22 protein-coding genes are annotated in these 20,172 nt (G+C 68.8%); 11 read left to right on the top strand and 11 right to left on the bottom strand.

The window, feature by feature from the left end; translation table 11 throughout:
• Positions 1-53: 53 nt before the first annotated feature.
• Both Acor_RS08125 and Acor_RS08130 read left to right on the top strand, forming a co-directional pair.
• A complete protein-coding gene (locus Acor_RS08125; RefSeq protein WP_155335936.1) occupies positions 54-479 on the top strand; it encodes a hypothetical protein in 426 nt (141 codons plus the stop codon).
• A complete protein-coding gene (locus Acor_RS08130; protein ID WP_246238487.1) occupies positions 476-1,162 on the top strand; it encodes an FMN-binding negative transcriptional regulator in 687 nt (228 codons plus the stop codon). The genes Acor_RS08125 and Acor_RS08130 overlap by 4 nt, the downstream gene beginning before the upstream one ends.
• Positions 1,163-1,387: 225 nt before the next feature.
• On the opposite strand, the gene Acor_RS08135 is transcribed toward Acor_RS08130, so the two are convergent.
• A complete protein-coding gene (locus Acor_RS08135) occupies positions 1,388-3,553 on the bottom strand; it encodes a hypothetical protein (RefSeq protein WP_155335937.1) in 2,166 nt (721 codons plus the stop codon).
• Positions 3,554-3,698: 145 nt separating this feature from the next.
• A complete protein-coding gene (locus Acor_RS08140) occupies positions 3,699-3,986 on the bottom strand; it encodes a hypothetical protein (protein WP_155335938.1) in 288 nt (95 codons plus the stop codon).
• A gap of 680 nt (positions 3,987-4,666) precedes the next feature.
• On the opposite strand from Acor_RS08140, the gene Acor_RS08145 reads away from it, so the two are divergent.
• Genes Acor_RS08145 through Acor_RS08160 form a run of 4 tightly spaced genes read left to right on the top strand, consistent with a single transcriptional unit; the run spans position 4,667 to position 6,565 of the window.
• Positions 4,667-5,206 carry a hypothetical protein gene (locus tag Acor_RS08145; RefSeq protein WP_246238488.1) on the top strand — a complete coding sequence of 180 codons (540 nt, stop codon included), beginning with the start codon at positions 4,667-4,669 and terminating at the stop codon, positions 5,204-5,206.
• Positions 5,206-5,946 carry a hypothetical protein gene (locus tag Acor_RS08150; protein ID WP_155335940.1) on the top strand — a complete coding sequence of 247 codons (741 nt, stop codon included), beginning with the start codon at positions 5,206-5,208 and terminating at the stop codon, positions 5,944-5,946. Before Acor_RS08145 ends, Acor_RS08150 begins: the two co-directional genes overlap by 1 nt.
• Before the next feature lie 4 nt (positions 5,947-5,950).
• Entirely contained in the window at positions 5,951-6,139 is a 189-nt protein-coding gene (locus Acor_RS08155; RefSeq protein ID WP_155335941.1) for a hypothetical protein, read from the top strand.
• Between the two features lie 30 nt (positions 6,140-6,169).
• Positions 6,170-6,565 (top strand): CBS domain-containing protein, encoded by a 396-nt coding sequence (locus Acor_RS08160; protein ID WP_246238489.1) that lies wholly within the window; start codon positions 6,170-6,172, stop codon positions 6,563-6,565.
• 76 nt (positions 6,566-6,641) lie between these two features.
• Here the strand turns inward: Acor_RS08160 and Acor_RS08165 are convergent, their stop codons facing one another.
• The gene (locus Acor_RS08165) at positions 6,642-7,052 is read right to left on the bottom strand and encodes an ATP-binding protein (RefSeq protein ID WP_155335943.1); all 411 of its coding nucleotides are present in this window, start codon (positions 7,050-7,052) and stop codon (positions 6,642-6,644) included.
• A 98-nt stretch (positions 7,053-7,150) separates the two neighbouring features.
• Positions 7,151-7,918 (bottom strand): SigB/SigF/SigG family RNA polymerase sigma factor, encoded by a 768-nt coding sequence (locus tag Acor_RS08170; RefSeq protein ID WP_155335944.1) that lies wholly within the window; start codon positions 7,916-7,918, stop codon positions 7,151-7,153.
• A gap of 170 nt (positions 7,919-8,088) precedes the next feature.
• On the opposite strand from Acor_RS08170, the gene Acor_RS08175 reads away from it, so the two are divergent.
• The gene (locus tag Acor_RS08175) at positions 8,089-8,436 is read left to right on the top strand and encodes an STAS domain-containing protein (protein ID WP_246238490.1); all 348 of its coding nucleotides are present in this window, start codon (positions 8,089-8,091) and stop codon (positions 8,434-8,436) included.
• 3 nt (positions 8,437-8,439) lie between these two features.
• Here Acor_RS08175 and Acor_RS08180 read toward each other — a convergent pair whose 3' ends face one another.
• Positions 8,440-9,156: a GAF and ANTAR domain-containing protein gene (locus tag Acor_RS08180; protein WP_155335945.1), complete on the bottom strand. Its 717-nt coding sequence runs from the start codon at positions 9,154-9,156 to the stop codon at positions 8,440-8,442.
• A 47-nt stretch (positions 9,157-9,203) separates the two neighbouring features.
• On the opposite strand from Acor_RS08180, the gene Acor_RS45375 reads away from it, so the two are divergent.
• On the top strand, positions 9,204-10,985 hold the full coding sequence (locus Acor_RS45375) for a SpoIIE family protein phosphatase (RefSeq protein WP_155335946.1): 1,782 nt from the start codon (positions 9,204-9,206) through the stop codon (positions 10,983-10,985).
• Between the two features lie 117 nt (positions 10,986-11,102).
• Positions 11,103-12,146 (top strand): glycosyltransferase, encoded by a 1,044-nt coding sequence (locus Acor_RS08190; protein WP_155335947.1) that lies wholly within the window; start codon positions 11,103-11,105, stop codon positions 12,144-12,146.
• Here Acor_RS08190 and Acor_RS08195 read toward each other — a convergent pair.
• A complete protein-coding gene (locus Acor_RS08195; RefSeq protein WP_155335948.1) occupies positions 12,143-13,162 on the bottom strand; it encodes a PucR family transcriptional regulator in 1,020 nt (339 codons plus the stop codon). The genes Acor_RS08190 and Acor_RS08195 overlap by 4 nt on opposite strands.
• 75 nt (positions 13,163-13,237) lie before the next feature.
• Here Acor_RS08195 and Acor_RS08200 point away from each other — a divergent pair, with 75 nt between their 5' ends.
• Both Acor_RS08200 and pruA read left to right on the top strand, forming a co-directional pair.
• Complete coding sequence (locus tag Acor_RS08200) at positions 13,238-14,137, top strand: proline dehydrogenase family protein (protein WP_155335949.1); 900 nt, start codon at positions 13,238-13,240, stop codon at positions 14,135-14,137.
• A complete protein-coding gene (gene pruA / locus Acor_RS08205) occupies positions 14,137-15,795 on the top strand; it encodes an L-glutamate gamma-semialdehyde dehydrogenase (RefSeq protein WP_155336010.1) in 1,659 nt (552 codons plus the stop codon). The genes Acor_RS08200 and pruA overlap by 1 nt, the downstream gene beginning before the upstream one ends.
• Here pruA and Acor_RS08210 read toward each other — a convergent pair.
• From Acor_RS08210 to Acor_RS08230, 5 genes are all read right to left on the bottom strand, one after another.
• Positions 15,722-16,411 carry a PIN domain-containing protein gene (locus Acor_RS08210; RefSeq protein WP_308805634.1) on the bottom strand — a complete coding sequence of 230 codons (690 nt, stop codon included), beginning with the start codon at positions 16,409-16,411 and terminating at the stop codon, positions 15,722-15,724. The genes pruA and Acor_RS08210 overlap by 74 nt on opposite strands.
• 19 nt (positions 16,412-16,430) lie before the next feature.
• A complete protein-coding gene (locus Acor_RS08215) occupies positions 16,431-16,880 on the bottom strand; it encodes a helix-turn-helix transcriptional regulator (protein ID WP_155335950.1) in 450 nt (149 codons plus the stop codon).
• An 88-nt stretch (positions 16,881-16,968) separates the two neighbouring features.
• Positions 16,969-17,637, bottom strand: coding sequence for a DUF305 domain-containing protein (locus Acor_RS08220; protein ID WP_155335951.1), 669 nt, complete (start codon positions 17,635-17,637; stop codon positions 16,969-16,971).
• A gap of 74 nt (positions 17,638-17,711) precedes the next feature.
• On the bottom strand, positions 17,712-19,004 hold the full coding sequence (locus Acor_RS08225) for a DUF1996 domain-containing protein (RefSeq protein WP_218034185.1): 1,293 nt from the start codon (positions 19,002-19,004) through the stop codon (positions 17,712-17,714).
• 410 nt (positions 19,005-19,414) lie between these two features.
• Positions 19,415-20,164, bottom strand: coding sequence for a lysophospholipid acyltransferase family protein (locus Acor_RS08230; RefSeq protein WP_155335952.1), 750 nt, complete (start codon positions 20,162-20,164; stop codon positions 19,415-19,417).
• Between the last annotated feature and the right edge of the window lie 8 nt (positions 20,165-20,172).

Consider the following 20,172-nt stretch of genomic DNA (forward strand, 5'->3'; position numbering starts at 1 on the left):
GATTCGTGGCTCGTGTGCACATGGTTAGGGGTGGCGGGCCTAGGGTGGCGATCATGGGAAGGAAGGCTCGGGTCGAGCAGGGGGAGCTTGCGCGGCTGGTGGCGCGGGGGTGGTCCAATGCGGAGCTGGCGGAGCATTTTGGGGTGACTGAGTCGGGGGTTCTGCAGGCCAAGCGGGCCGCGGGGCTGTCCCGGCAGATGACCGATCATCGGGCGGCGTTGCCGTGGAAGTTGAGCCGGGAGCACAGTCAGTCGGGGCCGGCGACGAACCTGCGGAATCTGTCGGCGGTGGCGCAGGGGCGTACGGTGCCGCGAGAGAAGATCAATACGGCGTTGCGGTGGGCGGGGCGGCTGGCTCAGCAGGGGCTGGATATCGCGTATGACCCGGAGAGTGGGTTCTACGAGGTGGCGGCGGGCGAGGAGTCCCATATCGGTGGGGTTCTGGAGGCGGCGCGGAGTGCTCTCGAAGCCGGTGAGTGATCAGCCGCGTCGATGAATATATCTGGTTGCGGAAGCGTGCTCATTCTCTTACCGTCGGATGCATGCTTATTCATCCTTGGGACGCGGGATCCGACGAGGAGTCGCTGGCGTTCGTGCGGGCCAACGCGTTCGGGCAGTTGATCGCCGGTGGGCGTGGGCGGGATGTGCCGGTTGTCGTGCCCACGCAGTTTGTGTTGGTGGACGATCGGCGGGTCGTGTTGCATCTGGCTCGGCCGAATCCGGTGTGGCGGGCGATTGAGGAGAATCCGAACGTGGTGCTCTCCGTCGCGGGTGACTGGGCGTACGTCCCGGGGGCGTGGAAGGTCATGCCGGGCGAGGGCGATCCGGGCGCGGGGATTCCGACCACCTACTACGCGGCCGTGCAACTTGTCTGCGAGGCCACGGTTGTGATGGATTCGGAGCAGAAGGCCGAGATCCTGCGGCGGCAGATCGCGGACTTGGACGACCGCCTTGTCGACCCGGCCGAACATGTACGGCTGTTCTCCGGGATTCGCGGCCTGGAACTGACCATCCGCGAGATCAAGGGCAAGTTCAAATACGGCGGAAACGCGGACACCGAACATCGGGAATACGTGGCGAAACGGCTCGCGGAACGCGACGGTCCTGGCGACGCGGCCGCGCTCGGCCACCTTCAACGTAGATCGTCGGTATCGCCTAGCTAACGCGATCGGCAGCGTCGGATAGACCAAGGGCCGGTGGCGGCCGGGATCGACGCGCCAGTGCACGGCCGTGTTTCGCGCGTCCTCCAGGCGGGATCCCCGGTACAGGAACGAGGGATTGCGGCCGCGCCGTTCCCCCGCTGGAGTGAGTCCCGGAGACTCCACTCCAGCGATCGAAAGCTCAACGACCGGCCGCCCTCACCGGCAAACCGTACAAAGCCGTTACTACTAGGTCTTCCGCCTCGATGACAGGGACTTCTTCTTCGTGAGCGGTTTTCCGCCGGCCGGTCCGCCCGTCCGGTCGTCGCGAGGCGTGCCGCCGGTGGCGGGCTTGGCAGGTGTCGTCGTGGTCGTGGTGGTGGTGGTCGTTCGCGAGGTACGGACGGGTGGTCTGACGGGACTCGGCGAGTCGAGGGGACTCGACGGTGGTGGCCAGGTCAGCGTCCTCGCCGAGGTCGTGGACACCCCCGAGGTCGTGGACACCCTCGAGGTGGTCTCGGGGGAAGGCGACTCGCCGCGCTCCTCCTGGGCCTCCTCGTAGGTCAGTTCGTCGTCGAGTTCCAGGGATTCGTCGTAGTCCTGGTAGCTCCGCTTCTCGTCTTCGAGGGTCCCGATCAGGCCATCGCCGTCGTCCGCGTAACCTTCCTCCTCAGGATCCCCCTCACGATTCCGGTCCCGGGCCGGGCCAGGCCAGACGGGCGGCGTCGGCAAGCCCTCCCCCTCACCCTCGCTCGACGCGTATCCGGTCTGGTCGCCGAATTCGTGCTCGGGGTCTTTGCCGCCGGTCCGGGGAGGGAGCCCGCCGTAGGCGACTCCGGCGGCCAGCGCGCGCCGGCCGTCAGCTTGCCGCAACGCACGCTTTTCCTTTTCCGTCATGCCCTTGCCCAGCGTGGCCACAAGGACGCCCTGCTCAGTGAGCATCGCGGGCGCGGGCCAGGGATAGACCTTCATGTGGGTGGCCAGCTGGCGGTTGAAGACCTTGGGATAAGCCGATGTCAGAACCAGGTAGCACTTGAGGCAGCAGACTCTGCCGATGCCCAGCTGGTAGGCGCCCGGAGTCTTCTTGCGGACCAGCGCCAGCGCCTGCATCTCCGCGTGCACTTCCACCAATTGGCCCCCAGCATTCCTCGGCCCGTCGTAGGCGACCACTTTGACCCGGCCCTCGGTCCTCTCCATCTCCCTCAGGTACGCCAGGGCCTTGCGAATCCGGATCCTGGCACGCCTCTGCGACTTGACGGTCGGCTTCTTCTTCGACGACCGCAGACGTTCGTCGATGAGACGCATCAGCCCGTCCACCTGGGTCGTGGCCTCTTTACCCACGGCTCGGGACGCCTGGAGCAGTCTTTGCAGGTCCGGGCCCATGTTCTTGTCCGGCAGGTTGGCGAAGACGCCGATCTCCCGCCCGCGGCGCAGCAGCGCGACGCACACGCGGTCCCCGTTGAGCGTGGTGAGCACGTCGGCGACCCGGTCGAGCGAGCGGTCGGCCTTCGTGCCGCGATCGCCCGCCAGCTTGGTCAGCCACGTCTTGACCGTCCCGTGTCGCGTCTCCAGGATGCCGCTCAAGGTGTTGAGACGTCTGCCGATCGTTTCCTTGGCGGCGTCCTCCACACTCTTGAAGGATTTCGGCCTGGACGTGCTCGCCGCCTCGTTGCGCGCAGGGCTGGGCAAAGCCTCCCTCCCACGCAATTCGCTGAGTTTGGCGTCGAAATTTCGCCGTGCGGTGGTGTGCTGGTCCGCCCACGCTTGTAATTCCTTGAGCGTCGGGTCCGCTGTGCCGCTGGCCGTAGTCCAGTGGAATTCGGCCAGCGCCTCTCCCCGGTTGGCCGTCGACACTCTCAGCGCCTTGCCCAGCGCCTCCCACAGGACCGCGGACTTGCCGATGTACGGCGCGATCGAGAGCGGCTCGCTGGGCATGACCCGGCGGGTCTGGGCCAGCCAGTAGTTCGCGATCGGGAAGTCAGGTGAGGAAGGATTTTCGAGCGCGTCCAGCAGGTCACCGGTGATCGGCTGGTGGCGTTCGGTGAACTCCACGAAGTCATCGAGATTGTCGAATGGGCTGTTGTCCTGGAGGGCCCGGTATTTCGTCGTGAAAACCGGCGCGTCCACGGTCGCGACGCCGTCGGCCTCGTCTTCGTCGCCATCCTCAGTGCCGAGCGGGACGGCCCCGGTGATCGTGGCGGGGATGCCGCTGGTCGTCGTGGTGGTGGTCGTGGTGGTCGTGCTGACGGGGAAGAAGGCCGAGCCTTGCGGTTCATCGTCGTCGGACGCGACGAAGGTGCGCGGCGCCGGGACCTTGGGAGCAGTGAAACGGGTGCCCGTGTAGATCCGAAGCGGTGGCTTCGAACGGGCGCGCCCCCCTCCGGAGATGAGGTCGGGGGAGTCCTCCCGGATCAAGTCAGGAGGGAGCGACTTGTCGGGAATGTAGCCGGGTATCGGATCGTCATCGGGGCCGAAGCGCGCCGGACGACGGAACGACCGATCGGATGAGGGGAAGCGGGTCATCCTGACCGCGCCCGACTGCGAAGGGCCGGACCTGTCCTCAGTACGCCCGAGCGCCCAGACTCCTCTGGGCGGCGGGATCGAGGAGGTCTGGGATTTGGGTGCCGGGACTTTGCCGCCGGACGGCGGGATCGAGGAGGTCGATGGTTTGGAGACCGTCGGCCACTGCGGGGGGCCCGTGGCCTTGCCGCCGGACGGCGGGATCGAGGAGGTCGATGGTTTGGAGACCGTCGGCCACTGCGGGGGCGCCGTCACCCTGCCGCCGGACGGCGGGATCGAGGAGGTCGGCCCCCTGCCGGTCGTTGGCGGGGTCACTGGTTTCGCCCATACGCTGAGTCTCTCGGGTGGCCGTGGTTTCGAGGGTCCGGCCGATGCCGGTTTCAGCGGCACTAATCGCCTGGGCTCCGACGGACTGCGCGAGATGAGCGCGAACGGGTCCGGTTTCGGAAGATGGGCGGACTGCCCGGTGACCGGCTTCCGGCTTGTCGTACGCGAGGGGAGCTTTCTCTGGTTTCCTTTCGAAGGTGCCGGCGTGGATTTTTTCGGCACCAGAAAAAGTTCCGGCGATGACATGCATGCCCCCAGAGGTCGTTCGGTTCGCCCCACATCTTCCCGGTCCGACTATCACCACGGACCTACTTTTATGGTGATAAAAGGGGTTCCATCCCATCGCCTGGACAATGGGATGGAACGCTCTCCAAGCCACGGAACAGACAATAGTGGCTAATTCACGTCGACTTCTTCTTCTTGAGTTGTTCAAATCCCGCCGCCAAGTCTTCGGGTCGGGTACGGCGTGTCCTGGCGCGCCTGATCTGTGACCAGGCCACGGCGGCGGGTCGGCGACGGTGGCCCCTGAGTACCTCACCAGCGGTGGTTGCGCGCACAGGTCGGGTGCCGAGCTGCGCCGCCCACCCGCGAGGACGTGGATTAGCCCCGTCTTCCCCGGGCAGAGCGGATTGACAACTCAACAGAACACCCCGGAGGCAGACAATGAATGCCATCGTTTGGGTGGCTGTCGTCGTAGTCGTGGTGGTGGCGCTGGGAGCCGTCGGATATTTCGTCGCGACCCAGAACCGCCGCCGCCATCTTCAGGATCGTTTCGGTCCCGAGTACGACCGCACCATCCAGGAGACTGACAACCGCCGCCTGGCCGAGCAGGAGCTGCTGGCCCGGGAGGCCCGCGTCGCGGAACTCGACATCCGGCCGCTGGATGACGAGACGCGTGAGACGTACGCGAAGAAGTGGATGGAAGTGCAGGAGCGCTTCGTCGACGCGCCCGGCTTCGCGGTGACGGAGGCGGACGCGCTGGTGACCTCGGTCATGGCCGACCGCGGCTTCCCCACCGACGAGTTCGAGGAGCGCCTCAACGTGCTCTCCGTCGGGTACGGCGCCACGCTCGACCGGTACCGGCAGGCGCACGAGATCAGCGGACGGGCGGCCCGGCAGGAGGCCGGCACCGAGGAGCTCCGCCAGGCGATGGTCCACTATCGCGCGCTGTTCGAAGAGCTGCTCACCGATTCCACCCGCCAGAAGGAGGCCGATCGCTGATGGAACGCAACCCCTACACGTACGACACCCGCCGCGAGCCGGACGAGGTGCCGGTGCCCGAATCGCCGGAACCGCTCACGGACGAGGCGCGCCGCGAGGAGCGGCTGCACGAGGACGAGCTGGTGGCGGGCAACGGCACGGTCGGCAACGGCACGCAGGACGAACGGGACCGCCTCAACGAGCAGGACCGGCTGAACGAGCAGAACCGGCTGGACGATGACCCCGTCCCGGCCGACGGCCGGTTCGACCCGGACCAGCCGCTCGAAGGCGAAGACCGTTCAGACGACTTCGCCGCGGAGCGTGTCGCCGACGACGTCGACCCGCTGACCGGCGAGCGCCGCGACGTGCACGAAGGCCCCGGCCCGCTGCACCAGCCGGTCGACGCCGACGGCGCCCCCGTCGACACACCGCTGAGCGAGGAGAGCGACGCCCGTTCGGAAACCCCCGCCGACGTCCTCGCCCCCGAGGCCGTCACCGTCCCGGAACAGCGCACCCCCGGCGACTACCCGGCCGAGATCGACTTCGACGCCCGCTGGCACGACATCAAGGCCGGTTTCGTGGACGACCCGCGGGAGTCCGTGGCGAAGGCCGACGCCCTGATCGACGAGGCCGTCAGCGCTCTGGCCGAACGCCGGCAGGCGCTGGTGGACGGCTGGAAGAACGGCGACCAGCACGACACCGAGCAGCTGCGGCTCGCGCTGCGCGAGTACCGCGCCCTGTTCGACAAGCTGAAGGGATAAGACCATGCTCGCAATCGCGGCTGCCGTCGTATTCGGCATCGCCTTCCTGCTCGACCTGCTCAACGCCAGCATCGGCATCGGCATCACCGCGCTGGTCGCGCTCGGCCTCTGCCTGCTCGCCCTGCACCAGGCAGGCGTGGGTACGGCGGGCATGAACTCATGGCGTGGCTACCGAGGCCGAACCCGAAGGTAGATGATTCCGGTGCAGACAGTACGAGATGTCATGACCACCCACCCGACCACGCTGCCCGTGGACGCGCCCCTCATCAAAGCCGCCAAACTCATGCGCGACCAGGGCATCGGCGACGTCCTGGTGACCAAGGAGGGCCTGCTCTGCGGCGTGGTCACCGACCGCGACATCGTGGTCCGGGCCGTCGCCGAGGGCAGGGACATCAACCTGACGCCCCTGGGCACCCTGTGCAGCTCCGACGTCGTGTCCGTCGGCCCCGACCAGAGCTCCGACGAGGTGGTACGGCTGATGCGCGAGAAGGCGATCCGCCGGATCCCGGTCGTCGAGGGCAACCGCCCGATCGGAATCGTCAGCCTGGGCGACATGGCCCTGGAACGCGACCCCGACTCGGCCCTGTCCGACATCAGCGCGGCCCCGCCGAACGGCTAGCCCGCCAGAGAACCGTGCCGCGTGACCTCTCAGGCCAGGTCACGCGGCACACTCATGCCCGGACCTTGACAAGAGATCAGAGCCGGAAGCGCATCACGACCGTGGTTCCACTGTCGCCCGTGTCGACTTTCAGGGAGCGGCTGAGCAGGCGGGCCACCCAGAGGCCCATGCCGCTGGTGGCGTTCTCGCCCGGCGGCGTGTGCCCCGGGACCCCGTCCAGCACCCAGTGCCGGCCTTCGTCGTGGACCTCCACCACCAGATCCCCCGTGTCGTACCAGACCCGTAGCCGCGCCTTGGTCGCCCCGTGGGTCACCGCGTTCGTGGTGACCTCGTTCAGGGCGACCAGGAAGTCACCGACGCGTTCCTCGGTCATGCCACCCCGGCGGGCGAGGGCAGCGGCGTACTCCCGTACGTCGGGCAGGTCGGCGAGAGAGAATGTGATCTCCTTGCCGCCCCCCGGTACGGGCGTGGCGCCGTCCTCGTTCACCCGCTAACGCCTCCCAGTACGTGACGACTCACCGAAGAAGATACCCCGGGATATCGCCCGAAGTGGGTCGATACCCCAGGGAAGACCACAGATGACCATTATCCGGCCACTAGTTCGGACCGGAGCTGGTCCAGCACCTTGCGCAAGATGCGCGAAACGTGCATCTGCGAGATATCGAATTCGGCGGCTATCTCCGCCTGCGTCATGTTGCCATAGAAGCGCAGCAGCAGGATGGTCTTCTCCCGCTCCGGCAGCTCGTCGATCAGGGGTTTCACGGCCTCCCGGTCCACCAGGACGGAGAGGCTGTCGTCGCTGTCGGGGATGACGTCGCCGAGCGCGGCGGCGTCGTCGTCGGCGCCGAGCGGCGCGTCGAGGGAGAGGGTGCTGTAGGCCGCGGAGGCGTCCAGGGTGAGGATCATGTCCTCCTCGGAGATGCCCATCCGCAGGGCCAGCTCCGGCACCTTCGGCGAGCGGCCCAGCTCCTGGGTCATGTCGGCGACCAGGCGGTTGAGCTCGGCGCGCCGCTCCTGGTAGAGGCGGGGCACCCGGACGGCCCAGGTGCGGTCCCGGAAGTGCCGCTTGACCTCGCCGGTCATGGTCACCATGGCGTACCCGCGGAAACTGTGGCCGAGGGTCGGGTCGAAGCCGTTGATGGCCTTCATCAGGCCGACGTACGCGGCCTGGAGCAGGTCTTCCATGGGTTCGCCGCGGTGCAGGTAGCGGCGGGCGATGTCGCGGGCCATCGGGCGGTGCATCTCCACGATGAGTTCGCGGAGGCGGATCCGGCGTTCGTCGGTGACGTTCTCTTCGACGAGTTCGGCGAGCAGGTCTTCGGCGGTGAGTTCGCAGATGGTTTCGGCAGGCATCTCGGCAGGCCCCTTATGTGACAGCGGGCTGCGCCTTACCGTGCAGAAGGCGCGCCTCGCTCAATGTTCGAGACGAAGCCCTCTGCTGGACCTCTGGCGTAATAATGCCCCAGATTCCGGAGTTTCACCACCCCCCGGATAACAGTAGGGTTGCGGCAGGGAGGAACATCGTGGCAAATCTCACCATGCGCTCGACCGCCGCCGAGGGTGTCGTGGTGATCCATATCGACGGCATCCTCGACGCGACGACGCGGGATCAGTTCTCTGAGCATCTCGACACCGCGGCCGAGGATCACGGCCCCGACATGGTCCTCGACCTGGGCGGGGTCTCGTTCATGGACTCGCGCGCGCTCGGGCTGATCGTGCATCACTGGCAGCGCTCGACCGAGGTCGGCGGGCATTTCGCGCTGATCAACGTGCAGTACCCGAACTCGAAGGTGATGTGGGTGACGGGGCTGTCGCAGCGGCTGCCGATGTTCGAGACGCTGGAGGAGGCGATGGCCGCCTTCGCGCGGTAGCGGCTACTTCTTCGCGTTCTTCTGCTGGTGCTCGGTGACCAGGAGCTTGGCCAGGTCCGCTACCTTGACCTGGTGGTGCTGGGAGACGCGGCGGAGCTCGTCGAAGGCCGCCTCGGCGGAGCAGCCGCTGGCCTGCATGATGATGCCCTTGGCCTGGTCGATCAGGGCGCGGCCGGCCATCGCCTCCTGCATCTGGGCGGCGCCGGTGAGCACGTCGTCGAACTCCCAGACGTTGGCCAGGGCGACCGTGACCTGTTCGCGCAGCAGGTCGGTGAGGATCACGTGGTCGGCGAAGACGCCGGGGCGCACGCCGTACAGGCCGACGACGACGACCGCGCCGTCGGCCCCGTCGGCTTGGACGGGGAGGACCAGGACGGATCGGATGCCGTGGCGGACGGCGGCGGCCGTGTAGCGGGGCCAGCGGGGGTCGCGCATGATGTCGGCGACGACGACGGGGCGGCCGGTGGCGCGGGCCTCGCGGGACGGGCCTTCGCGCAGGTCGCGCTCGCGGTCGGTGACGGCGATGAGCTCGCTGTGCGAGGCGGCCAGCAGGACGCGTTCGTCCTGCCAGAGCTCGGCGGTGCCGCCGGCGCAACCGGGGACGCCGCGGGCGATGGCCTCGGTCACCCCGCGCAGGACGCTCTCCAGCGAGGCGCCCTCGGTGACCCGTCCGAGGGCGGCGAGATCGCGCGCCAGAATGGGAATCACAGGGATGACCATTCCCCTAGTTTGATGGTTAATCCTTTTCAGGACGTACAGAGGAGCATATGTCCGTGACCGAGCTGGAGCAGCGGCTGGCCGAGTTCGCCGACCGCGTCGCCGCGCTGCCGCCCCGCGAGGAGCTGGCGGCGGCCGAGGAGCTGGTCCGAGACGCCCTCGCCGAGCTGGGCCGGACCCGCAAACGCCGGGACGGCGGGCCGCAGCGGGAGCAGAAGCTGCTCCGGCAGATCTTCCGGACGCTGCCGGTGCCGGTGATCGTGATGGATCCCGGCGGTACGGTCCGGCGGATCAACAACGAGACCAGCCGCCTGCTGGGCAGCCCGGCCGGATACCTGATCGGACGCGGTTTCCCGCTGCTGATCGAGTCGTCCCGGCGGGCGGCGTTCCGTACCCAGCTGAGCACGGCGCTGCGGAGCGAGGAGAGCATCACCTTCGAGACCAGGCTCAACCATCAGGGGCGCACCCACACGGTCCGGCTGGTGCTGAGCCGGCTGCGGATGCCGGGTGAGCCGCAGGAGATGGTGGCCGCGGTGGCGCTGCCGACCGAGGTGCAGCTGACCGAGCACAAGGACAGGACCGAGGCGCCGGACGAGGCGCTGTTCCTGGCCGCGGCGCGGCGGCACGAGCTGCTGTCCCGGCTGACCAGGCTGCTGCTGGACGAGGAGAGCCTGCGCGAGCCGGTGGCGCTGATCCGGGCGGCCCGGCTGCTGGCGGCCGAGACCGCGGACTGGGTGATCGCCGACATGGTCCGGGACGGGGTGCCGCACCGGGCGGCGGTGATCGCGCCCAGCACCGAGCCGGTGGCCCGGCTGCAGCGCGCGGTCGAGGCGCACCCGCCGGCGGACGCGCCGCTGGTCGGGCATGTGCTGGCCACCCAGAGCGGCATCATCCACGAGATGCTCAGCGACGAGGGCCTGCTTGGCGACGACCTGCTGCCGCAGATGCGCGCGGGTTCGCTGCTGTCGGTCCCGATCCGCACCGACGACGAGATCAACGGCGTCCTCACCCTGGTACGGCTCCGCGACCGCCCCCCGTTCGGCCTCGCCGACCTGGGCCTGCTGGAGGAGATCGGCGGCCACCTGGGCCTCGCGCTGCGCGCCCAGCGCAGTTTCCAGCGCAGCTCGAACGCGGCCGACGCGCTGCGCAGCGGGGTGCTCCCCCGGACGCTGCCCGACGTGCAGGGCTTCGAGACGGCCGCGATCTACCATCCGGGGTCGGGGTTGCGCGCGATCGGCGGCGAGTTCTACGACGTCTTCCCGATGAAGGGCGGCTGGGGTTTCGTGATCGGCAGCGCGGCCGGGCGCGGCGACGAGGCGCCCTCGGTGACCTCGCTGGTCCGCAACGGCGTCCGGGTGCTGAGCGCCTGGGAACGCGACCCCGGCGAGGCGCTGCGCAAGGTCAACGACGCGCTGGTGGCCCAGCACACCGGCCTGTTCGTGATGGCCGCGGCCGGTTTCGTGCGCGGCAGGAAGGTCCGGCTGGCCTCCGCCGGACACCATCCGGCCGCGCTGCTGCAACCCGACGGCGGGGTGCGTTTCACCGACGGCGGCGGCGTGCCGCTGGGCTTCGAGGAGGGCGCGGAACCGGCCACCGAGGAGCTCACCCTGGCCGCCGGGGAGACGCTGGTGCTCTACTCGGACGGGCTGGTCGGATCGCGCAGCGCGGACGGCGCCGGCTACGGCGAGGACCGGCTGACCGAGGTGCTGGCGCGGTGCGCGAGCCAGCCGCCCTCGGCGGTGGTGAAGGCCATCGAGGAGGACCATCGCGCCTTCTCCGGGGACCGGATCATCGACGAGATCACGGTGCTCGCGCTGCGGCGGGCTCGCTGAAATTCCTGGAAAAGTTTGCGTTTGGAGCCGGTCCATGTACGGTAAGGAAAGCAACAGAGCTGGTGCCTAAGACGCAGGCACATCCTTTCATCGCGAATCAACGCCATGAGGTGTGCCATGCATATCGCCATTGTCTCCACGCACGGCCTTTCCGCCGACGCCCCCGCCATCGCCCGTGAACTGGGCCGCGGCCACAGCGTGACCGTCTACACCCGCTCCGCGTCCGACATCAAGGGCGTCCGGGTGGAGCAGGTGCCCGCCGGGCCGGCCGGGGAACTCTCCGACAACGACCTGCTGCCCTACATCTCCGACTTCAGTGACGGGCTCAAGAAGTGCTGGCGGCAGGACCGGCCGGACGTCATCCACGCCCACTCCTGGACCGGCGGGCTGGCGGCCATCGCCGGCTCCGACGGGCTCGGGGTGCCGGTCACCCAGACCTTCCACCACGGCGACGCCCCGTCCGCGCCGGTCCAGCGGCTGGAGCGGGCGATCGGCCGCCGGGCCAGGGCCGTGATCGCGGCCTGCGCCGGCGAGGAGTCCGAGCTGATCAAGCTGGGCGTGCCGCGCCGGAACATCGCGGTCGTGCCGAGCGGCGTCGACGTCGAACGGTTCCGCCGCCGGGGCCCGGCCGCGCCGCGCGGCGAGCGGGCCCGGATGCTGCACATCGGGGACGCCGGCGCCGCCATGGCGATCCAGGCGCTGGCCTCGGTGCCGGGCGCGGAGCTGGTGGTGGCCGGCGGCGACGACGCGATGATCGCCCGGCTGGGCATCCTGGCCAGGGACAAGGGCGTCGAGGACCGGGTCGAGCTGCTCGGCCGGGTCGCGCACGCCAACATGCCGAAGCTGATCCGCAGCGCCGACGTGGCGCTCGCGCTGGCCCCCACCGCGCCGACCGGGATGGCCGCGCTGGAGGCGATGGCCTGCGGCATCCCGGTGATCGTGTCGGCCACCGGCGCGCACCTGGACGCGGTCGTGCACGGCGTCACCGGTTACCACGTCCGCCGCCCGGCCGAAGTGGTCGTCCGGATGCGGCAGCTGCTGGGCGACCGGACGCTGCGCACGGCGCTCGGGTTCGCCGGGGTGGACCGGGCCCGCTCGCGCTACTCGCTGGAGCGGGTCAGCCAGGAGCTCATCCGGGTGTACGAGAACATCTGCGCCTAAAGATGCGCGGCTTTCAGGGCCAGGTGGAGGAGCAGGCGATTCTGCCCGTCGGCCAGGTCGAGGCCGGTCGCCTCGGCCGCCCGGCCCAGCCGGTAGTAGAGCGTCTGGCGGTGCACGCCGAGCGCCGCGGCCGTCTCCTGGACGTGGCCGCCATGGTCGAGGAAACACTCGACGGTGGCGGCCAGTTCGCCGAGCGGGGCGGCCTCGGCGGCCAGGTCGACCAGGTCGCTGTGCGGGAGTCTGACCAGGTAGCGGTAGACGCCGAGATCGTCCCAGCAGGCGATGGGGGTGTGCCGGGCTTCGGCCACCCGGAGGGCGGCCAGGGCTTCGCGCCAGCTCTCCCAGGCGTCGGCCGCGTCCTGGCGGGGGGCGCCGACGCCGGTGGCGGTGCCGTACATGTCCTGGATGCGGCGGGCGACGTCGCGGGCCTGGGCGGCGGGGACGAGGAACGCGGGGCGGGTCAGGGTGAGGTCGATGCGGACGTCGTGCGGGAGCGTCCAGAGGGCGGCGACCTGGTCGGGGGCGGCGCGGGTGGCCATCGCCACCAGCGGGCCTTCCAGGTCGGCGGCGGCGGCCGCGCGGGTGTCGGGGTTGGCGGAGAACAGGTCGTCGAGCGGGGCCTGGCGGGTCTGGGTCTCCCGGGCCAGGGTGGCCGCGGCGCGGGTGACCAGGGGTTCGATGGCGCGGAGGCGCTCGTCGGTGAGGCCGCCGGAGTCGAGCAGCCAGAGGTAGCCGTAGGTGACGCCGTGGTGGCGGAGCGGGACGCAGACGCGGCCGAGCACTCCCCCGATGGCCGGGATCCGGACCGGGCCTGCCGCGGTGGCGATTCCGTAGGCCTCGAAGTGGGCGCGGGTGGCGTCGGTGGCGCGGCGGCGCAGGATGACCTCCTCGCGGACGGCGTCGATGTCGCCGCTCTGGGCGCCGTACGCGACTAGCTGGAACGATCGGTCCTCCAAGGTCACCGACGCGTCCAGCAGGCGAGCGATTTCGTCGACGAGTTCCTGCACCTGACCCATTATTGAGCATTTGTCTGAACACGCTTGGGCGGATGTCCGTGGATGGGCTTTGACGTGGGGATTTAGGGTGGTCTCATGCTTGGTGAGGTACTTCTGGCGGCATCCCGGAACCGGCGGGCCCGGCGGGCCGTGTCCCGGTTCCCGCTGACCCGCAGAGTGGTGGACCGGTTCGTCGCGGGTGAGCAGACCATCGACGCGGTGACCGCGGCCCGGCGGCTGTCCGATCTGGGGCTGATGTCGACGATCGACCATCTGGGCGAGGAGGTCCGCGACACCGGCGCCGCCGTCGAGACCACGAAGGCGTACCTGCGGCTGCTCGAAGCGCTCCGGCCGCTCGGGTTCGGGGACCGGGCCGAGGTGTCGGTGAAGCTGTCGGCCGTGGGGCAGGCGCTGGACGACGGGATGGCGCTCGACCACGCCCGCCAGATCTGCGAGGCGGCCAGGGAGAACGGGTCCACCGTGACGCTCGACATGGAGGACCACACCACGGTCGACTCCACGCTGGCGATCTTGCAGGCGCTCCGGACGGATTTTCCCGACACGGGAGTGGCCATCCAGTCGTATCTGTTCCGCAGCGAGGCCGACTGCCGCGACCTGCGCGACTCCCGGGTCCGCCTGGTGAAGGGCGCGTATGACGAGCCGGCGTCGGTGGCGTACCAGAAGAAGAGGGACGTGGACCTGGCGTACGTGCGCTGCCTGCGGGTGCTCATGTCCGGCGCCGGCTACCCGATGATCGCCACCCACGACGACCGGCTGATCGCCGTCGCGGAGAGCCTGGCCGACGGCCGCGACAACTACGAATTCCAGATGTTGTACGGCATCCGCACCGACAAACAGCTCGCGCTCGCCGAATCAGGCGCGAACGTCCGCGTCTACGTGCCCTACGGCGACGACTGGTACGGCTACTTCATGCGCCGCCTCGCCGAACGCCCGGCCAACGTCGCCTTCTTCCTGCGTTCCCTTGGGGGTAAATGATGGACTCCGTATCAAATGTCCCCGTCCCCGGCAACGAGCCGGTCCTGGCGTACCCGCCGGGCAGTGCCGAGCGGGCCGCCCTGGAGAGCCGCGTCAAGGAGCTCGCCAAGGCCGATCTCGACCTCACCATGACCGTCGGCGGCGAACGCCGGATGGGCGGCGGCGCGCCGATCGAGGTCGTCCAGCCCCACAACCACCGGGCCGTCCTGGGCCGTACGGCCGACGCCACCGCCGCCGACGTGTCGGCCGCGATCGACGCGGCACTTGCCGCCGCCCCCGGCTGGCGGGCGCTGCCCTTCGACGAGCGCGCGGCGGTCTTCCTGCGCGCGGCCGACCTGCTGGCCGGGCCGTGGCGGAACACGCTCAACGGCGCGACCATGCTCGGCCAGTCCAAGTCGGCGCACCAGGCCGAGATCGACGCGGCCTGCGAGCTGATCGACTTCCTCCGGTTCAACGTGGCGTACGCGCGGCAGCTTTACACCGAGCAGCCGGTGTCCTCGCCCGGGGTGTGGAACCGGATGGAGTACCGGCCGCTGGAGGGCTTCGTCCTGGCCATCACGCCGTTCAACTTCACGGCCATCGCCGGGAACCTGCCCGCGTCGGCGGCGCTGATGGGGAACGTGGTCGTCTGGAAGCCGTCACCGACGCAGCAGTTCGCGGCGCACTTCACCATGCGCCTGCTGGAGGCGGCCGGACTGCCGCCCGGGGTGATCAACATGGTCACCGGCAACGGGCAGGCCGTGTCCGAGGTCGCGCTGCCGCATCAGGCGCTGGCCGGGATCCACTTCACCGGCTCGACCGCGACGTTCCAGCATCTGTGGGCGAGCGTGGGCGCCAACATCGGCGCGTACCACGGCTATCCGCGGCTGGTCGGTGAGACCGGCGGCAAGGACTTCGTGCTCGCGCATCCGTCCGCCGATCGCGGCACCCTGCTGACGGCGTTGATCCGAGGGGCTTTCGAGTACCAGGGCCAGAAGTGCTCCGCGGCGTCGCGGGCCTACATCCCGCGCTCGATCTGGAACACCCTCCGGGACGACCTGGCCGGCACAGCGGAATCGCTGACCATTGGCGACGTCACCGCCGACTTGTCCACGTTCCTCGGGGCTGTCATCGACGCCCGCGCTTTCGCCAAGCACAAGGCTGCCATCGACCGCGCCCGTGCCACCTCGTCAATCGAAGTCCTGACCGGCTCGTACGACGACTCCACCGGATATTTCGTGAAACCAACCGTCCTGGTGTCGGACGACCCTACCGACGAGATCTTCACCACCGAGTACTTCGGCCCCATCCTCGCCGTCCACGTCTACGACGACGCCGACTTCGACCCCGTCCTCGACCAGATGGAATCCGCCTCCCCCTACGCCCTGACCGGCTCCCTGATCGCCCAGGACCGCCGCCTCATCGCCTCCGCCACAGAACGCCTCCGCTTCGCGGCTGGCAATTTCTACATCAACGACAAACCCACCGGCGCTGTAGTCGGCCAGCAACCATTCGGCGGCGCCCGAGCCTCCGGCACAAACGACAAGGCCGGCTCCCTCTTCAACCTCATCCGCTGGGTCAACGCCCGCACCATCAAAGAAACCCTCAACCCCCCAGTGATCCAGGGCCCCTACCGAGGCGACATCCCCCAGTCCGGCTGGCTCCAGCCCGAACTCTGACCCGCGAAGCCCGCTGGAAAGCCAAGAGCAACTGCACTTCTCTCAGCTTTCCAGCGGCTCGGCCGGCAACCGGAGACGTGCTCGACGGGCGAAGACGGGAACCCCTGCCCGATCGAGGGCATTCAGGACGTCGAACGTGGGGAGGACGTCGTTTGCCCGCCGACATGCGTCCGAGGACGTCCACGACCTCTCGCGGGCTTTGACTGAGCAATGAGCACAGGTAGGTGTCGGGATCTGTGACGGTCAAGCCGAAGCGAGCCAGGAACTTCGCCGGAAAATCCGCGCGATTCCACGTCACGAGGGTCTGAGCGCGTCCGGCGATCGCCGCGGCCATGTGGTAGCGATCATCGGGATCTCGTCCCTCCATCTGTTCCACCAGGAGCTTGTACGCGTCCTCGGAAACTCGCGAGTCCGCGAAGAATTCACGGATCACCGCGCAGATACGTGTGGCCGAGGGCGCGGAGCGGCGCTGCTCGCGCACGATGACACGCTCCCACTCATCCAGCAGATGATCGCTCCAGATGACCGTGTGAACCGCGTCTTCGCTCAGCGCCAGCATCAAGTCCATCAGCGAGAACGGGAACAAGACGTTGGTGTCGACGCACACTCGTGACATCTGGCGGGTCTCCGGGGCGTCAGTAGGGCAGGTCCGCGTCCTCGGCGGCTTCGATTATTTTCCGGCTGCCCTCGGCGCGGCGCTCGCGGCGGGCTTGGAAGGCCAGGACGTCGGCCAGGCGGACCAGGCGGTGACGGCTGCCGGGCAGGTGCTGGGCGGGGATCTCGCCTTCGTCGAGCAATCGAACCACGAAAGGACGGGAAAGGCCGAGCATTTGGGCTACCTCGCCGGGAGTCAGGCGGGTCTCAACCGGGAGCGCCAAGATGGCGTTTCCCTTCGCGAGATCATGAACCGCCGCCAGCACCAGGGCGAGCAGCGACTCGGGGAGCACCGTGTCCTGGCCGTCCTCGCCCCGCAACAGAAGCTGGGTGGCGCTGTGGGAACTGGCCTCCAGGTGAGCGAGGAGCTCACGCTCGCCGCTGTCGGCCTCGACACGCGTCGCGCTCGCGAGCACACCAGTACGTGACATGATCATCTCCCGGATCAATATCCGCAATAAGTGTAACTCAGCATTGCGTTCGGCCATGTGGGGATGAGACCGCGGGTCGTTTGCTGGTTCAGTTCGTGGTGGCTGGGCTGGTCAGGTGGTCGAGGGTGGCGAGTTGGGCCGTTCGGGACTTGACCATGGCGGCGGCGAGGGTGTGGGCCGAGGGGTCTTTGCCGGATTGGCCTTCGGCGCGGGAGATCAGGGTGACCTGTTCCAGGTGGCCGCGGAGGTGGGCGATGAAGAGGCGTTCGAAGGTCGGGCCGGTGATGGGGGTGAGGAGGGTGAGGTCGGCTTGGGTGACCATGCCGGGCATGTCGTGGCCCTCGTGCGGGTTGGCGCCGGTGATGCCGGCCCGGGTGAGGATGCGGCGGAGGGCGGGGAGTTCGGTGCGGTGAGTGGTGGCGACCTGGGCGGCCAGGTGGGCCAGGTCGGGGTTGGTGAGGCGGGCGGGGGCCTGGTCGAGGAGTTCGAGGAGGCCCTCGTGCATGGGGATCATGAGCTGGGCCCAGGCGATGTCGGTGGCGTTGATGCTGCCGGTGCTGAGGGGGTCGGGGTTGAGGGTGGCGGCGTTGACGGTGCTCGGGTTGACGGTGTTCGGGTTGACGGTGTTCGGGTTGAGGGTGGCGGGGTTGAGTGGGGTGGACGCCACCGGCGGCGGGGCGGATACCTGGGGGGTGACCGCCGCCGGTGGCGGGGCGCAGGCGGCCACGAGGAAGGACAGGATCAGCAGGTGTCGCATGGGGTGTCCTTCCTCGTGGCGCCTTTTCAGTGAGCCCCTTTTAGTGAGCCCCTTTCAGCGGGTCCTCAAGGGAGTCAGGGTGTGCCGTTGGCGCCGCACTTGATGATCGGGCGGATGCAGTCGCGGACGCGGCGTTCCATCTCGGCGACCGGCCAGGCGTTGAAGAAGTCGCCGTGCATGGTGAAGCCGGGGCCGGAGGCCAGGCGGAAGGTCGCTGGGCTGCCGTTGACGGGGTAGCGGAGGACCTGCCGGAGTTTGGGTACCGGGACGGGGTGGGAGGCGGGGCAGTCACCGTTGACCGGGTAGGCCATGTGGCTCTTGTGGTCGGGTGAGTCCAGGGTCGTTCCGTTCCAGCACTGCGGGAAGTCCAGATAGGACTCCATCATGGTGCCGGCGGGGCAGGTCACGAAGTCCTTGCTCGGTGGCACCTGGCCGGCGTGCAGGCAGGACCAGCGGGCGGTGGAGGTCGCGTCCGGCGCGGTGGCCTTGGCGTTGCCGGCCACGATCCGCAGGCCGAGCGGGATCGGCTGGGTGCGGGCGATCACGTCGTCCCGTACGCCTTCGCCCAGGTAGTAGAAGGTAGTGCCGGTCGGTTCGACGGGGACGTTGTTGACGTACAGGGTGGGCACCCAGTACGAGGACAGGTCGGTCGACGGGTTGCAGTTGGTGGGCGCGTTCTGCAGGTCGGTCAGGGTGGTGAAGGCGTTGGTCACCGTGCTGCCGAAGAAGCTGTGCATGTGCGAGCCGCCGGGCAGGTTGGGGGCCACGATCGGGTCGTCGGGCAGCCGGTGGCTGAACGGGCAGTCGGCCAGGAATTCGGCCACCCGGACGATCGGGCCGCCGCCTCCGCCTCCCCCGCCGCCGGGACCGTTGACCTGGAACTCCCACAGCGAGACGCCGTACGCGGTGGCCTTGGCGGTGGCGTGCAGGCGGACGTAACGGCCGTTGCCGTTGACGTTGTACGTCTGGTTACCGCCGGTGCCGTTGGTGACGTTGTGGATGGTGGTCCACGCGTTGCCGTCGTTCGAGGTCTGGATGGTGAAGGACGTCGCGTACGCGGCTTCCCAGTTGAGCACGATCTGGTTGATCGCCTGGGCCGAGCCGAGGTCGACCCTGATCCACTGCGGGACCGAGAAGGCGCTCGACCAGCGGGTGCCGGCGTTGCCGTCCACGGCGGCCCCGGCCGGGGTTCCCGCGTTCTCGACCGAGGAGGCGAGCGTGGGCCGGCCCTGCGAGAGGACGGCGGCCGCGGCCGGCTGGGCGGTGGCGAACAGAGAGGTGACGAGCAGGGTGGTGGCCGCTGCGATCGTGGTGGCCAGACGTAAGCGGGTCCTGCCCGGGACACGGGCGCGGAAGGACATGGTCATGCGAGCTCCAGGCATGGGCGGAACAGCCAGGGGGACACACGGGTCGCCGCCGCGTGCTGAGCCCGAGGCCGATTCCTCGGGAGGGCGAATGTCGGGGAGCGCTCCCTGCACGCAAAATGTCCCCTCTGCGCCGAACTTTTGTCAAGAGTTAAGTTAACTCTGATGTAATCAGACAACCCCTTTGCCACGGTCCAAAATCCAGCCGGAGAGCGCTCTCCAGGGCGGGATCAGATACCGATATTTCGGCTTTGACGTGTACTTATGACGTCAGGGCTGGGTGCGCTCGCCCGCCGGTTGTGCCCGTCCGGAGAAATCTTGCGCGGGTGTGAACAGTGCAGAAGTGCTGTTGACACGGCCGTAACCCGGCGTCACCCTGATTCAGGGAGCGCTTTCTTCATGATCGAAAGGCGTCAGTCGCGTTCGGCCAGCCGGCCGGCGGCGTCGGCGGCGTCCAGTGCCTCGGCCTCCTCGGGGGTGGGGGCCGAGCCGCCGAGATGGGCGGGCTGCCACCAGACGCCCTCGGGGATCTCGGCGTACCCGCGCTGCGCCTTGTCCACCAGTTCGGACATGCGCCTGCGCAGCTCGACGGTGTGAGCCTCCATGTCCTCGCCCCGCTTGGGGTGCATGGGCTCGCCCAGCAGGATGGTGATCGGGATGTGCCGCTGGCCGAGCGCGCGCTTGCGGTCCTTGGTCCACAGCCGCTGGGTCCCCCACAGCGCGACCGGGATCATCGGCGTGCCGGTGGCCGCCGCCATCCGCACCGCGCCGTTCTTGATGTCCTTGACCGTGAACGAGCGGCTGATCGTGGCCTCGGGGAAGATCCCGACGACCTCGCCCGCCTTAAGGGCGCGCAACGCCGCGACGTAGGCCCCCGCCCCCTCGGTACGGTCCACCGGGATGTGGTGCATGCCCCGCATCAGCGGCCCGGAGATCTTGTTGTCGAAGACCTCCTTCTTCGCCATGAAACGCACCAGCCGCCGCGATGGGCGGGCTCCCAGCCCGGCGAAGATGAAGTCCAGATAACTCACGTGATTGCTGACGAGCACGGCTCCGCCGGTCGTCGGAACGTGCCCGGATCCTTCGATGTGGATCTTCATGTCGAGCACCCTGAACAGCATCCGGGCGACCCCGATAACCGGGGGGTACACGATCTCAGCCATGCCAGAAC

This window comes from Acrocarpospora corrugata, assembly GCF_009687845.1.
GTDB lineage: Bacteria > Actinomycetota > Actinomycetes > Streptosporangiales > Streptosporangiaceae > Acrocarpospora > Acrocarpospora corrugata.